Source organism: Methylobacter arcticus, from assembly GCF_050917435.1.
Classification (GTDB): Bacteria; Pseudomonadota; Gammaproteobacteria; order Methylococcales; family Methylomonadaceae; genus Methylobacter_A; species Methylobacter_A titanis.
The window spans coordinates 280,013-294,113 of record NZ_CP159583.1 but is presented as its reverse complement, the minus strand read 5'-3'; the positions used below and the strand labels follow the sequence as shown (position 1 = coordinate 294,113).

Sequence of the window (14,101 nt, the reverse complement as noted above, 5' to 3'; positions counted from 1 at the left end):
ATGGGGACTATCAACCGACATAACAATGCTGACTGAGTACTAGCTTTCCATTGAATATCAATATTGCAAGCAGGGAAGAATTGCTCACGGTACCTGGGATTAATGCCTGGCTTGTTGATAGCCTCATTTCCTACCGAAATACAATGGGGCCTTATTCATCTATATGGCATCTGGTTTTTACTGGAAGCTGGGATTTCGCAATTGTCTTGGTATTTTCGCCATTTTTAACCTGTACTTAACTGATGGTTCGTTTAATCGGGATAAAAGTCCTTCTCGTGACTCATCATGTTTTTTACTCCCTATCGAAAAATTATGTAGGGACACGTCAGTGCCATTAAGTTAGGCTGTGACTGAACAGTGTGGGCGCGCATTTAGCAGCCCTGCGCGAATAAATTCGCGCCCACGTAACGCCACGTCCTTAACTTAATAGCAGTGAGGGTACTCGTAGGTAGCCTACACCTCTACGCCGTTTTTAATGCGCAGTATCGTGATGCCATCTCGGCATCATGATAATACTGTTAGGATTAAGCCCTTGTTTTTTCAGCGTGTCGATGGTGGCGATGACTTCCTGCTTATTCAAATCGATGACGCTGATTGAGCCGTCACTCATATCAGGCAGATTTAAAAAACTGTTCTGCACGATGGCATACTGCTCATCCGGCGAAAGCACCACATGGTGAGCGCCGCCCGCAGTTGGTATAGCCTTGATCAATTTCGGTTTCAACACCGACTCGCTGATGTCGAAAATATTGAAATGACCGGGATTGGCTGTGGTGATGTACATGCGGTCATGCTTGTCATTGAAGTAAATTTCCAACGGCACGCCCTGTTTTACCGTGTTAAAGTCGAACACTTGCTCAAAGTCGAAATGCTTGTTGTCAGCATTCCAGATGCCCGTCCACAGTCCGCCACCGAACATGGTGTTGATGTAGGCCAGCGGCGGATTGGAGTGAGGCAGAAACACCGCTTCTACCGGTGCAGAACCGGAAGGCGAAGGTTTGTCGGACAGTTTATGGCTGGATAACACCTTGCCGCTGGAAGCTTCGATAACGGTTACCGTTTCGCCCGCATCACCCAAATCCGACGGACGCACGGTGCTGGTGACCATGATGCGGTCGATGTCGTTATTGATGCTGATACCGTGCGGATAACGGATAAAAGCGTTTTCCGCATCGGCGGCAATGACCTTGATCTGTTTGTCGGTTTGCGCATCGCCGACGATGACATTGCTTGAACCCATGCAGGTCATGTACCAGGTCTTATGATCTTCGGAGAAAATCAAGTCTTCCCCGACCTTACAGTCAGGCACATCGATTTTTTTGGGGCGGTAAGGCTGATGAGTCATGTCCATGACGTGCAGCGCGCCGTTACCTAAAGAGGTAATGTAAGCTTTGCTAAGATCCTTGTTGTAGAAGATATGATGGGCGACTAAATCAGTCGGCAATGGAATATCGTTAAGAATTTTAGCGAAACCTTTCGAGGTAGGATCAACATCGATAATCGCAATGCCTTCACGTCGCGGTGTTTGGCCCGGTTTGCTTTCGTAATTAACCATCGTCAATATTTGCGCCTGCGCCAGCACCGGACTAAGCAGCGCGGTACAAACAAACAAAGAGCGGGCCGTTTTTATTAACATTTTTGTCGTCATCGTAGTTCCTCTGATTATTACTGAATTGACCGACCGGGCGCCCCGAGCGGTCTCCTTCTACGGTAAGTATTGATAGACTACTGGATCAGTCTGCAGTGGTAGGATCAATCATGGATCTGATTTGGGAAATGCGGTTGGCCGGGAATCCGCCTTTTTCGGCATGTTCTCTAACCGTTGCTTCGTCCGGTGCGATGTAGACGCAATAGATCTTATCGTCGGTTACGTAGCTTTCCACCCACTGGATTTTGGGGCCCATATCGCTAAGAATGCCGCATGATTTCTGGGAAATGTTTTGTAACTCGCGATAAGCCAATGAACCTGCGCCGGGGATTTCGCGTTCGATAATATATTTTGGCATCTGTATCTCCTGATTAATGATAAAAAATAATGGGGCTGCTTTTTAAAGCGCAATCGGAATCACGCTTTAAAAAAATCCCCTAATAAATCCTGACAACACTGCTTAAGCGGTGCCGACGATTTTTCGATTTTCATTCTTAATAAAGCGCCCTGCCAAGTATTGACCAGCAAATCGGCCATGTCTTCAGCCGACTTATCGGTTCTTACCGTGCCTTGTTGTTGCGCCTTGGCCAAACCTGATTGCAATACATCCCGATAGCGGTTGACCGCAGCTTGCAGGGATTTTTGACAAAGATCGCTGGTATCGCCGATTTCGCCCATTAAATTGCCCAACAGGCAACCGCCTTTGAAGTTCACCTTCTCCAGCTCGACAATCCCCTCATTAAAATAGCGTTGCAAGGCACCGAGCGCGTCATTTTCAGATTGCTGTAAATGCCCGGTCAATTGCTGAATAAACGGCTCGATATAATGCTGAATGACTTCCGCGCCGAAATTTTCTTTACTGCCGAAATAATTGTAAAAAGAGCCTTTGGGGATTTGCACCGCATCCAGAATTTCTTTCAGTCCGGTGCCGTGATAGCCCTGCTCCATCAGCAAGGTTACGCCTTGATTTAACAGGTTTTCGCGGTTGATTTGTTTTTTTGTGATTGCAATCATGGCGCAATAATACGACCGGTTGTCTCAACTTGTCAAAAGGTTTTTTTATTTCCGCGTAGTAGAGTAATAGATCGGAATAAGACCACCCAAACGTAGCGCGTGGTGACGTTTCCGGGGATTGCTACACTATATCAACGCGCAGTTCCCGGTTAAAAAAATGAGGCGTTCAATAACAATAATTGTTATTCTTGGTTATCAATCAATATAGTGCAAGCGGAGACACTAACCCATGAACATTTCCCTGAACCCTCATTTTGAAGCGTTAGTAAAAAGCAAAGTCGAAAGCGGCCTTTACCAAAAAGCACCGTAAAGCCCCGTCGTTCAGGGCGGGGATGTAAGGTGTGCTCTTGATTTTTTTTGACAGCGCAATCGACAGGCCGTATGTTGGCGACCATGAAACCCGTAATCAGAACCTTGTCAGTCAGAGTCCGCGATAAACACGCTATCGTGTTAAATCGCATGGCTTTTGATGCGAATCAAGTCTGGAATGCTGCTAATGCCTATTCTGATGAATTTTCATGGGTTCCTGTGCCGGAAGTCGGCTACATAAATTGTGGCACCTCCGCGTTTGAGTTGATGAAAGACTTAAAAGGCATCCGCAAAGAACGCGGCATGATCATCGACTCGACGGCAGTTCAAGAAGTTATTGCCGTTCATGCCAAAGCCAGAAAGCAATTCAAGAAAAACAAATTGAATTGGCGGTGCTCCGGTGGAGCCAGACGCGCATTAGGTTGGGTTCCGTTTAAGTCAGGAGCAGCAAAATGGGTTAACGGTCAAATCCGCTATGCCGGTCAGTACTTCAAGGTCTGGGGTAGCTACGGCTTAAGTCAGTTTGATTTTCGTTCCGGCTGTTTTAGCCAGGATGCTCGCGGTCGGTGGTATTTCAATATCGTGGTGTATGTTGACGTTGAGCTAAGGCCAGCGACAGGTGGTCAAATCGGCATTGATCTTGGCTTAAAAACCACAGCTACCTGTTCCAATGGCGATACTTTGGCGCGTCAAGATTGCTATCGCAACAGCGAAATGAAGCTGGGCATCGCGCAACGAGCTAAGGATAAAAAGCGCATTAAGGCGATTCACGCCAAGATTAAGCATCGACGCAAGGATGCAATCCACAAATTCAGCAACAAATTAGTTAAAGAAAACAGTTTAATTGTCGTTGGCAACGTCAGCGCGTCCGGTCTTGCGAAAACTAAAATGGCGAAATCCGTTTTAGATGCAGGCTGGGCGATGCTAAAAACACAACTTGAATATAAGTCCATCAGGACGCAAGGCGTGTTTATAGAGGTCAACGAGTCGTACACTACTCAAGCCTGTTCGTGCTGCGGCTGCATAAGCGCCAGTAGTCCGAAAGGTAGAGCAGGACTTGGAATAAGAGAATGGACGTGTGCCGAGTGTGGCACGACGCATGATAGAGATATTCATGCGGCAAAGAACATTCTCGCGCTTGGGCATAAGCGTCTAGCGGTAGGAATCCCCTTCCTTTAGGTCGGGGAGGATGTCAAAACTCAGTCAGCGAAGTCATGCGTGAAGCCTTGCGCCTGATGGAAGAGCGTGATCAGTTGCGTGAACTGCGGCTTGAAGAATTGAAGCGTGACCTTCAGCAAGGCATCAATAGCGGCTCGGCAACGTCACTGGATATAGACGATATTAAAAAACGAGGCCGTGGGCGACTGGCGGCGCAACCCGTACAAGGTTGAAAAGGATAATGTCAGCTTGCTTAAAACGCCCAGAAGCCGAAAACGACCTTGAAGAAATCTGGTAGCATATCGCGCAGGACAACCCAAACAATGCGGACAAATTTCTTGATCGAATTCAGCAAACCTGCGTAGCACTGGCCGAGCACCCACACCTAGGCATCAGCCGAAACGAGCTGATAACCGGATTGCGCAGTCACCCCGTAGGGCATTACCTCATTTTCTATTTTCCGCTTGAACAGGGCATTGATATTGTCCGGGTTCTTCATGGTTCGCGGGACATTGACCGGTTAATGTAACGCAATAGCCATAGGATGCGCCAAACAACGTGCGGCGCATCATTCGCGTAAATCGTACTTAAAGGGGGAATCCGATGACTGACTATCGACGTTTTTATATTCCGGGTGCTACTTGGTTTTTTACGGTCAATCTTGCTCAACGTGGGAATAATCGGTTATTGCTTGAGAATATCGATTTATTGCGAATGGCGTTTTCTGAAGTTAAAAAGCGCCATCCTTTTCATATCGATGCGATCGTCGTTATGCCTGAACATCTCCATTGTATCTGGACGTTACCATCCGATGACGCTGATTTCTCAATGCGCTGGGGGCAAATCAAAGGGTATTTTTCCCGGCATATTGATACCGGTGAAAGGATTTCAAAAAGCCGGGGTAAACGGCGGGAACGCGGTTTATGGCAACGTCGTTTTTGGGCGCATTTGATAATGGGTCAGGACGATTTTAACCGCCATGTCGATTTATATTCATTGGAATCCAGTTAAGCACGGATCGGCGCCTCACGTTACGGATTGGCCTCATTCAAGTTTTCACAAGTTTGTCAGATTGGGTGTTTATCCGGTTACTTGGGGGCACTCAGGCAAATTTGATTTTGATGCCGGTGAACGCGAATGATGCGCCTCCTATCGTCGGCACATCCTAGGGTGCTGATTTTTTCACGCTATTGCAGCAGGAGGCTCAATCATGAGCGACCCCACAAATCCAACCCTGAGCCCGGACACACAAGCCATGCTCGATTGTCTACGTCAAGTCGTCAGCAAAACCCTGGAACGCAAGCGCCGCGTTGGCCAGTATTCAGTGGAGTGGACAGGCAAAGCCCCGTTCGCCGTAGGCGATGATGCTCCAGAATCTTTGCAATTGCCGCAACAATATGATTATGAATAAAGAAACCGCAGAGGCATTGGCGTTACATTTTGCCCAAAAATACCTATCAGAAATCTTGCCGCCAGATACTTTTACGCAACTGGATACCGCTAAAGCCACGGCTAATCAATCAGTGCAGGACTGGGACAAAAAAATCACTATACCCAGCCATTGGGGCGGCGTCATCGAGAATCAACGCAAACAGGTGGTGGATAAAACCGTTGATGCTTTTATGCAGACTTTGTTTGATCCGTGGCAAATTCAGGCACCATAACAACAACGGTTTGCTATCATAGTCGGCACTCTTCACTTAACAGGAATCAACGTGAACAACCCGCTTAATCGCGAACACTTAAAATCCGATCTTGTCCTGCCCTGGGTTATTGTGGGCATGATGTTTACCATGCTGGCGGCTTATATTATTGTTTGTCATACCATCGGCGAACAGCTGCGACAACCATTGCCCGAAGCTCAGCGGGTGCTGATTAGAACTGTATTGTATATTGTTGCGATTGCGACCTTTCCGCTGACTAACCTGATCCGGCACATTCAGCTGCGCTTGAATCAAACCATGCCGCATGCTCATGCCACGCAGGGAGCGGTTGCGTTGGCAAAAAACCGTTACCTGGCGACTGTTATCGTTTCGATGTCGCTGATAGAAGTTGTCGGGGTTTTTGGCTTGCTTATGTTTGTATTAGGCGACGGTTTCAATACCTTGTATATATTCACCGGACTGTCCGCCCTAGGGCTGTTTTTATATCGCCCGAAACTGGACGAATACGCTGAAATAATTAACGCAATCACCGTACAACACCATGAATAATTTATTAGCCGACGCTGACATCTGCGTTAAATGCGGTTTATGTCTGCCGCATTGTCCCACCTACACTCAAACCCAAAACGAAAACGAATCTCCCCGGGGGCGCATTGCGTTAATTCAGGCTTGGGCAGGCCGACACCTGGACACCTCAAAAAAGCTGATTGAGCATATCGACAACTGTCTGTTATGCCGTTCTTGTGAACGGGTTTGCCCGGCTGTCGTGCCTTATGGACGCTTGATTAACAATTTTCGCGAACAAATCAGGGAAGAACGCGATGCGACGCTGTCGGTGTCGCTATTAAAAAAAGTCTCCCATAACAAAACCGCCGCGCGTCTGGCGCAATCGGGTTTAAGGCTTTACCAAACCACTCGCTTGCAAAAAATAGCCCGCTCGCTCAACTTGCCCGGATTGTTAAGACTGGACAAAGTTGATCGCCTATTACCCGATTATCATGAGCCCACAGCATTGGCGCCGCATTATCCGGCAACTACCGAAATCAGGGGCAACGTAGGCTTGTTTATCGGCTGCATGGGAGCTTTGCTGGATCATCAGACCGTCAATGCGGCCATCAAGGTATTAACCGCAGCAGGATTTAATGTCTCCGTACCCGAACGGCAAGGCTGTTGCGGCGCACTGGATTTGCATGATGGCGATAAAGGAACTTACGATCGCCTGGCGGCAACCAATTGCGGTGCTTTTGCCGATAACAACCTGGATGCGATAGTCACTATCGCCAGCGGTTGCGGCAGTCAGATGCAGGAATATCAACAGACTGAGTTTGCCGGAAAAGTAGTTGATATCAGTCAGTTTTTAATCAAATCAGGCTGTAATCTTAGCGAGCAACTGCTGCCATTGACTGCATCGGTGTGCCTGCATACACCGTGTTCGTTAAAAAACGTGATGCGCGAGGAGCAAGGAGCGCTAAAGTTACTGCAACAAATCCCCGATATTAAAATATCACCACTGCCTGCAACGGTACAATGCTGTGGTTCAGCGGGCAGTTATATGCTGGATCATCCGCAAATGGCCGATGCCTTGTTGGGTGAGCTGTTAACAGCCGCGTTAACGCAACCACCGGAATATCTGCTCAGCTCCAACATAGGTTGCGCTTTGCATATAGCGGCGGGACTCAGGGAGCGTGGAATAACGCTGGAAGTGCTGCATCCGATTACCTTAATCGCACGGCAATTAAAATAATCAGATTGATCAATAAATCACGAAGAGCCTAGTACTTAGTCAATTTAGAAATAACGGGTACCTGTAACTGTAGGGGCGGCTTTAGCCGCCCAGTGGCAATTGAATTCGCCCCTACAAATTAAGATCAGGGCATAATTTCTTCATAGCGTTGACGATAATTGTGACCATAAAAAATTTCCGTCACTTCCTTGTGCAGCTTACTTTCTATTTTCATTTTTTGCTCGGCGGACAAGTTACATTCCTTCTCGAACAAATAGTTTTCCAGCTCGGTTTCCTTGAGCATCATTTTGGTGTGAAAAATATTCTCCTGATACACATTCACATCGATCATCTGATAACTTTCTTGCGTATCTATAGCAATATAGTTCTGAATAGACGTGATTTTATGATCGATATAATGTTTTTTGCCTGAAATGTCGCGGGTAAAGCCACGCACCTTGTAATCCATGGTCACCACATCGGATTCAAAGCTGTGAATCAGGTAATTGAGCGCTTTCAGCGGCGAAATCCGACCGCAGGTGGAGACGTCAATATCCGCGCGAAAAGTGCTAATGCCGTTATCAGGGTGGCTTTCAGGATAAGTGTGCACGGTAATATGGCTTTTATCCAGATGCGCCAGCACCGTTTCCGGCAAGGGGCCAGGCGATTGGCTATTCATACTGGGCGGCGGCGGTGCTTCGCCTTCGGAGATCAGCATGGTAACGCTGGCTCCTTGGGGTTCATAGTCCTGGCGAGCGATATTAAGAACCTGTGCGCCGATAATTTCGGCGACATCCTTAAGGATTTGGGTTAGTTTATCGGCATTATAAGCTTCATCGATATATTCGATATAAGCTTGCTGTTGTTCAGCCGGCGCATAACAGATGTCATAGATATTAAAACTCAGTGACTTTGTTAAATTATTAAAGCCGTGTAATTGCAATTTGTTCAAAGTAGTTAAACCTCAATAACTTCAAAATCATGGGTGATTTCCACTGCCTTGCTCAGCATAATGGATGCAGAACAATATTTTTCTGCGGATAATTTTACTGCTCTTTCAACAGCCGATGCCTTTAAATCATGGCCGGTAACGATAAAATGCAGATGTATTTTGCTAAACACGCTCGGGATAGCATCGACCCGTTCGGCGCTAACCTCGGCAACGCAGTTAACCAGGTTATTTCTACCTTTCTGTAAAATCTGCACCACATCAAAAGATGAACAACCGCCCACGCCCAATAAAAGCATTTCCATGGGTCGCATACCTATATTACGACCGCCGTGGTCTGGAGGACCATCCATAACAACAGCATGTCCACTGCCGGTTTCGCCGACAAACATCACGCCATCGACCCATTTGACTGTTACTTGCATGCGTTTTATTTTCCAGGTTAAAAATGACGCATAGAGTAGCATAAAAATGCTTATTGCCAGAGTAACAATGTTGATTTTTTTGTTACAATCTTGCATTGTTAGCCGTATTTACCCCATTACTTATAATAGATAAATTGTCGCTATGACACTTAAAGCCCAAAAACCCGCTAATAAAGAAGCGCTGGAACATTTCCTACGTTTTTGCCATATCAAAAAATATCCCGCCAAATCCACTATTATCCGGCCTGGCGATACCGGCGACCGACTGTATTTTATCATAGCCGGGTCAGTTAGTGTTTGTGCTGAAGAAGCTGAAAGCGGGCATGAACTGATACTCGCTTACTTGAATAAAAATGACTTTATCGGTGAAATTGGTGTTTTTAAATTGACTGAAACGCGAAAAGTCAGCGTTAAAACACGTAGCGAGTGCCAACTGGCCGAAATAAGCTACGAACGACTGCGCCAGGTGTTAAAAAAAGAACTTCTGGGGCATGGAGTTGATATTTTATTCATGCTGGGCGAACAATTATCGATGCGACTATTAAATACCAGCCGCAATTTATGCGATCTGGCCTTTATGGATGTAGAAGGGCGAATTGCCCGAACCTTGCTGGATTTGTGTAAAGGTCCTGAGGCAATAACACACCCCGACGGCATGCAATTGCATATCTCCAGACAAGAAATCGGTCGCATGGTCAGCTGCTCAAGAGAAATGGCCGGACGCGTTTTAAAAGAACTGGAAAATAAAAAACTCATTACCGCGCACGGTAAAACTATCGTCGTATTTGGGACAAGGTAGCACCTGACTATTGGTGCAATGACTCACCGCGCTCTTACCTGTTACAAATGTGCTGCTGAGTACCGTACGTTCAAAGCCAGCTTTGAACTCCGCATTTCCTGGAATCCAAAGCTGGCTTTGGTTGCTTCAAAATTGGCTTTGCGATTAAAACAAGGGCTATTCTTTTAGATTAACCAAACCTTCAACCAGCGAGCGCAGTTTATGTTGAATAATACGGGTATTTTCAGGCCCCATACGCAGCATTTGCTTATGTATTGGGCTTAATACCTCAAGCTGAGGATCGGCAAATTTATAATTTACCGCATGCTTGACGACTGCAATTTTCCCGTCCATCACAGGCGCAGCAAGAATGACTGCCGCCGCTTTGGTTAAAATATCGTCCAACCTGTACTCAACCGGATAACTAAATTCGCTAAAAACCTGTAACAATAACGGCCTGAATTTTTTATATACCGTCAGCGTTGCCTGTACATCCATCCCATTGATTGCCGCTGCCAACCGGTCATAACGCCGATAACTTTTCATGGCAATAAACGAACTTTCATTATTCGGATCGACTGTAAACGGTTGCTCCAACTTAAGAAAACGCAAATGCTTTTCAAGTCGCAATTCCTGCGAAAAATCGTTAGCCATAACAACATATTTCCTGATCAGCTGATCAACATTCAGCCACTCGGAAAACGCAGGAGAAATACCCTCAATTTCCTGTCGCAACAGGGCGTCACTGTGCTCAAGATCAGGCAAAACAAATAAGTTATCCTGCTGCAGCTCTATAATATTATCAATCCCGGCTTCAATATTATCAATCCCGGCTTCTGTCGTAGTCATCTCATCTATTATCGACGCACCGTCCGCAAGAGGATCAATTGCATCCGTCACTAAAGGCAGCTCCAGAGCTTGCGTCTTAGCGCCTGATACAGCGCTATGTTGCTGATATTCAGTATAGAACCTCGCAACACCGGCCAAAGTGATCAAAATAATGACCACCGGGATGACGGATCGGCCGGATTTTTTATCGTTAACTTGCTGGTATCGATTCATGATTAAAACCTCAAGTGTATGAACCCACAGAAATTATAGACTTATTTGCAGTAGGCCGTTTATCAGTTTGTCAGTAAAGCCGCTTCCTTCAGGTCGGGGATGTAAGGATGCTCTTGATTTTTCTTTTTCAGAGTTGTATGCTCATTTCGTGCTGATGGCGCTAGTCGCCCTAAGTTAGCATGATACTTCCATAGCGGCGGGAATCGCCGGTACTGCTAGCTGAGGCACTGTTAGCCAAGCCAGGGGACGTAAATTCTCTGTTCTTGCTCGTGCCGTTGACGTTAGAAGCTCCGTCCTTTAGGTCAGGTCGGGGTAATTCACTGAGCACAGCGTTGAAAAACACCTGCTGAGAGCTGCTTCGAAAGCTAATGAATGCGTTTATGGGCGCTAAATGCAAGCCATAACTAAAATGATTTTCCCTGCATGAATACAGGTAAGGGGCGTGAATTTTATTGGATTGATGTTGCTGTTTGACAGTAACACTAGAGAGCTGACTATTGGCTTGCCCACTCAGGCAAGCCAATGAATACTAAATCCTTAGCTTATTTCTTAGCGAATCTTTTACGCTCATTTTCAGTTAAGTATTTCTTGCGCAAGCGTATCGATTTTGGCGTGACTTCAACTAACTCATCTTCGGAAATAAATTCCAGCGCCTGCTCTAAAGTCATTTTCTGAATTCTGGCTAACACCAAACTTTCATCGGTACCTGACGCGCGAACATTGGTTAATTGTTTCGGTTTGCAGGGGTTGACGGTTAAATCATTGGTGCGTGAATGTAAGCCCACTAACATGCCTTCGTAGACTTCATCGCCATTGACCAAAAATAATTCGCCGCGTTCTTGTAACGGATGCAGTGAATAGGTGACGGCTTTGCCCGCAACCATTGAAATCAGCACACCACGCGAACGATTACCGACTTCGCCGGGTTTCATCGGGCCGTAATGGTCAAATACATGGTACAGCAGACCGGAACCGGAAGTGGCGGTCATAAACTCGGTTTGAAAGCCAATCAGGCCGCGTGACGGCATCATGTATTCCAGACGAATACGGCCCTTGCCGTCTGGAACCATGTTGGTTAAATCACCTTTACGGTCGCCCAGTTTTTCCATGATGGTACCCTGGTGGATTTCTTCCACTTCAATGGTGACCATTTCAAAAGGCTCGCACTTTTTGCCGTCAATTTCTTTCAGGATAACTTCAGGGCGCGATACGCCCATTTCAAAGCCTTCGCGGCGCATGTTTTCAATCAATACCGATAAATGCAGCTCGCCGCGACCCGATACCTGGAATTTATCCGGATCGGCAGTATCTTCAACTTTTAGCGCGACGTTATGCTGTAATTCTCTATCTAAGCGGTCGCGAATTTGGCGGGTCGTGACAAATTTGCCTTCTTTCCCTGCAAACGGTGAGTTATTGACCTGAAAAGTCATCGATACCGTTGGCTCATCAACCGATAACGGCGTCATGGCTTCTACGGTATCGGGATGGCAGATGGTGTCCGATATTTCCAGCTTTTCAATCCCGGCAAAAGCAATAATGTCGCCGGCACGCGCTTCCTGAACTTCAACGCGATCCAGACCGTGAAAGCCATAAAGCTGCAACATACGCCCTTTACGTTCAACGCCGTCTCTATTAACAATAACCAGAGGCATATTAGGCTTGATGCTGCCGCGCTGAATACGACCAATACCGATAACGCCGGTATAGGTGTTGTAATCCAGACTGGAAACCTGCATTTGGAAAGGGCCATCGATGTTAACGGGCGGCGGACTGACCTTGGAAACAATTGTTTCAAACAGCGGAGTCATATCGCCGCCGGTAACCGTATGTTCTAAACCGGCATAGCCATTGATTGCCGAGGCAAACACAATGGGAAAATCCAGTTGTTCATCGGTTGCGCCCAAACGATCGAACAAGTCAAACGTTTGATCCACAACCCAATCAGGGCGAGCGCCTGGACGGTCAATCTTATTGATAACAACGATGGGTTTTAGGCCCAAAGCAAAGGCTTTTTGCGTGACAAAACGGGTTTGCGGCATAGGGCCGTCCACCGCATCAACCAGCAACAATACCGAATCAACCATCGATAATACCCGCTCCACTTCGCCGCCAAAGTCGGCATGGCCTGGGGTGTCGACGATATTGATATGATAGCCGTTCCAATCCAGCGCGGTGTTTTTGGCCAGAATGGTGATACCGCGTTCTTTTTCGATATCGTTGGAGTCCATCATGCGCTCAGTCACTTTAGTATGAGCGGCAAAGGTGCCGGACTGTTGCAATAATTTATCAACCAGAGTTGTTTTACCGTGGTCAACGTGGGCAATAATTGCAATGTTTCTTAATTTTTCGATCACTTTTATGGTCTCTAAGGGTTTAAATAAACAAATGTAGAGCGTGCTGTGCACGCTCTTTGTAGGGGCGACCGGTCGGTCGCCCCTACGTGGTATTTGAACAAGGCTACGCTACGTACCCTACATGATTTTGTTGAACGCACACGGCTTGGTTCAATGTGGCTATAAGATTAACTTTGCTCCCAAGGCAAGCCCTGAAAGCGCCAGCCGCCAAGATTGCCGCGATGCTTATGCTCATCCAAGGCGCCTTCAAAACCGTCGACAATATTGATTAACAACCGATAACCGGCCTCTTCCAGCGCTTTTGCCGCATCCAGCGAGCGCTGGCCGCTACGACACAGCAATAAAACCGGCGCATTACGGTCAACTACGACGCGCTTAACATCGGCAACAAACTGTGGGTTAACTTGCCAATCGGGCGCTTCCTTCCAGGGAATGGATATTGCACCGGGAGGGTGTCCTACAAAGGCATGTTCAATTTTTGTTCTTACATCCACCAATACCGCATCGGCATTATTTTGTAACAAATCCCATGCCTGTTGCGGATCTAAATTTTCTATCATCGTGTTAATCTCTGGGTGCGCTTTTAGCCGACAAACAGAATTTCAGTCGTCAGTACAAGCCTACGGTTCTGTTTTTTATCACGTAAAAGCCTGATAAAACAGCAATCCATCCGGTTTAGAACTGTCTATTATCGCATCCCCTAGGCCACGGTCAAGAAATCGACTCTCGACGATCGGATCAAAACCGCATTCTGTACGACCATAATGGGAAATTTTTCTTGGCGGGCATGGCTATTGAGCCTCTGCCGGTTTGCCTAAGCCATCACCTAATCAATCGCCACCGACAAAATTCCAGGCAGCGACCGCCAAAAATAGACGCGCAATCAAACCTCTTATTCGGCTGCCAACTTAAGACGGAACAACGTGAAGACTATAACAGGCGGAGTGCAAGCTCTGCTTGCGAACAGGCAAAGCCTGTACTCCTGATCTGTCACGCTTTAAGTTGATAATGGGTAGC

General features: G+C 46.9%; 17 protein-coding genes and 1 pseudogene. 10 read left to right on the top strand and 8 right to left on the bottom strand.

The genetic code is table 11. From position 1 onward, the window contains the following. The first annotated feature begins 50 nt into the window (after positions 1 to 50). A complete protein-coding gene (locus tag ABXJ76_RS01445; protein WP_432743416.1) occupies positions 51 to 239 on the top strand; it encodes a ComEA family DNA-binding protein in 189 nt (62 codons plus the stop codon). Positions 240 to 472: 233 nt separating this feature from the next. Here ABXJ76_RS01445 and ABXJ76_RS01440 read toward each other — a convergent pair whose 3' ends face one another. From ABXJ76_RS01440 to ABXJ76_RS01430, 3 genes are all read right to left on the bottom strand, one after another. Further along, the gene (locus ABXJ76_RS01440) at positions 473 to 1,648 is read right to left on the bottom strand and encodes a YncE family protein (protein ID WP_432743414.1); all 1,176 of its coding nucleotides are present in this window, start codon (positions 1,646 to 1,648) and stop codon (positions 473 to 475) included. A gap of 85 nt (positions 1,649 to 1,733) precedes the next feature. Next, positions 1,734 to 2,006, bottom strand: coding sequence for a DUF4242 domain-containing protein (locus ABXJ76_RS01435; protein ID WP_432743413.1), 273 nt, complete (start codon positions 2,004 to 2,006; stop codon positions 1,734 to 1,736). A 59-nt stretch (positions 2,007 to 2,065) separates the two neighbouring features. Further along, the gene (locus ABXJ76_RS01430; protein WP_432743411.1) at positions 2,066 to 2,662 is read right to left on the bottom strand and encodes a TetR family transcriptional regulator C-terminal domain-containing protein; all 597 of its coding nucleotides are present in this window, start codon (positions 2,660 to 2,662) and stop codon (positions 2,066 to 2,068) included. Between the two features lie 393 nt (positions 2,663 to 3,055). Here ABXJ76_RS01430 and ABXJ76_RS01425 point away from each other — a divergent pair, with 393 nt between their 5' ends. The 8 genes and pseudogenes from ABXJ76_RS01425 (at position 3,056) to ABXJ76_RS01390 (ending at position 7,537) form a co-directional block, all read left to right on the top strand. After that, a complete protein-coding gene (locus ABXJ76_RS01425; protein WP_432743409.1) occupies positions 3,056 to 4,150 on the top strand; it encodes an RNA-guided endonuclease InsQ/TnpB family protein in 1,095 nt (364 codons plus the stop codon). A 35-nt stretch (positions 4,151 to 4,185) separates the two neighbouring features. After that, positions 4,186 to 4,362 (top strand): type II toxin-antitoxin system ParD family antitoxin, encoded by a 177-nt coding sequence (locus ABXJ76_RS01420; protein WP_432743408.1) that lies wholly within the window; start codon positions 4,186 to 4,188, stop codon positions 4,360 to 4,362. Positions 4,363 to 4,430: 68 nt separating this feature from the next. Continuing rightward, entirely contained in the window at positions 4,431 to 4,658 is a 228-nt protein-coding gene (locus ABXJ76_RS01415) for a type II toxin-antitoxin system RelE/ParE family toxin (protein WP_432746409.1), read from the top strand. A gap of 74 nt (positions 4,659 to 4,732) precedes the next feature. Beyond that, positions 4,733 to 5,270: pseudogene (locus tag ABXJ76_RS01410) on the top strand (REP-associated tyrosine transposase). A 69-nt stretch (positions 5,271 to 5,339) separates the two neighbouring features. Continuing rightward, positions 5,340 to 5,540 carry a hypothetical protein gene (locus tag ABXJ76_RS01405; RefSeq protein WP_432743406.1) on the top strand — a complete coding sequence of 67 codons (201 nt, stop codon included), beginning with the start codon at positions 5,340 to 5,342 and terminating at the stop codon, positions 5,538 to 5,540. Continuing rightward, positions 5,533 to 5,793 (top strand): hypothetical protein, encoded by a 261-nt coding sequence (locus ABXJ76_RS01400; protein ID WP_432743404.1) that lies wholly within the window; start codon positions 5,533 to 5,535, stop codon positions 5,791 to 5,793. The genes ABXJ76_RS01405 and ABXJ76_RS01400 overlap by 8 nt, the downstream gene beginning before the upstream one ends. A 51-nt stretch (positions 5,794 to 5,844) precedes the next feature. Beyond that, positions 5,845 to 6,342, top strand: a complete 498-nt coding sequence (locus ABXJ76_RS01395) for a hypothetical protein (RefSeq protein WP_432743402.1) — start codon at positions 5,845 to 5,847, stop codon at positions 6,340 to 6,342. Next, positions 6,335 to 7,537, top strand: coding sequence for a (Fe-S)-binding protein (locus ABXJ76_RS01390; RefSeq protein ID WP_432743401.1), 1,203 nt, complete (start codon positions 6,335 to 6,337; stop codon positions 7,535 to 7,537). The genes ABXJ76_RS01395 and ABXJ76_RS01390 overlap by 8 nt, the downstream gene beginning before the upstream one ends. Positions 7,538 to 7,661: 124 nt before the next feature. On the opposite strand, the gene speD is transcribed toward ABXJ76_RS01390, so the two are convergent. Further along, a complete protein-coding gene (gene speD, locus ABXJ76_RS01385) occupies positions 7,662 to 8,468 on the bottom strand; it encodes an adenosylmethionine decarboxylase (RefSeq protein ID WP_432743400.1) in 807 nt (268 codons plus the stop codon). A 5-nt stretch (positions 8,469 to 8,473) separates the two neighbouring features. Beyond that, positions 8,474 to 8,890 carry an OsmC family protein gene (locus ABXJ76_RS01380; RefSeq protein WP_432743398.1) on the bottom strand — a complete coding sequence of 139 codons (417 nt, stop codon included), beginning with the start codon at positions 8,888 to 8,890 and terminating at the stop codon, positions 8,474 to 8,476. A 142-nt stretch (positions 8,891 to 9,032) separates the two neighbouring features. On the opposite strand from ABXJ76_RS01380, the gene crp reads away from it, so the two are divergent. After that, a complete protein-coding gene (gene crp, locus ABXJ76_RS01375) occupies positions 9,033 to 9,689 on the top strand; it encodes a cAMP-activated global transcriptional regulator CRP (RefSeq protein WP_432743396.1) in 657 nt (218 codons plus the stop codon). Between the two features lie 156 nt (positions 9,690 to 9,845). Here the strand turns inward: crp and ABXJ76_RS01370 are convergent, their stop codons facing one another. From ABXJ76_RS01370 to ABXJ76_RS01360, 3 genes are all read right to left on the bottom strand, one after another. Continuing rightward, positions 9,846 to 10,730, bottom strand: a complete 885-nt coding sequence (locus ABXJ76_RS01370) for a DUF3014 domain-containing protein (protein WP_432743394.1) — start codon at positions 10,728 to 10,730, stop codon at positions 9,846 to 9,848. 542 nt (positions 10,731 to 11,272) lie between these two features. Beyond that, positions 11,273 to 13,084, bottom strand: a complete 1,812-nt coding sequence (gene typA / locus ABXJ76_RS01365) for a translational GTPase TypA (protein ID WP_432743392.1) — start codon at positions 13,082 to 13,084, stop codon at positions 11,273 to 11,275. A gap of 167 nt (positions 13,085 to 13,251) precedes the next feature. Continuing rightward, positions 13,252 to 13,644: a rhodanese-like domain-containing protein gene (locus ABXJ76_RS01360; RefSeq protein ID WP_432743391.1), complete on the bottom strand. Its 393-nt coding sequence runs from the start codon at positions 13,642 to 13,644 to the stop codon at positions 13,252 to 13,254. Between the last annotated feature and the right edge of the window lie 457 nt (positions 13,645 to 14,101).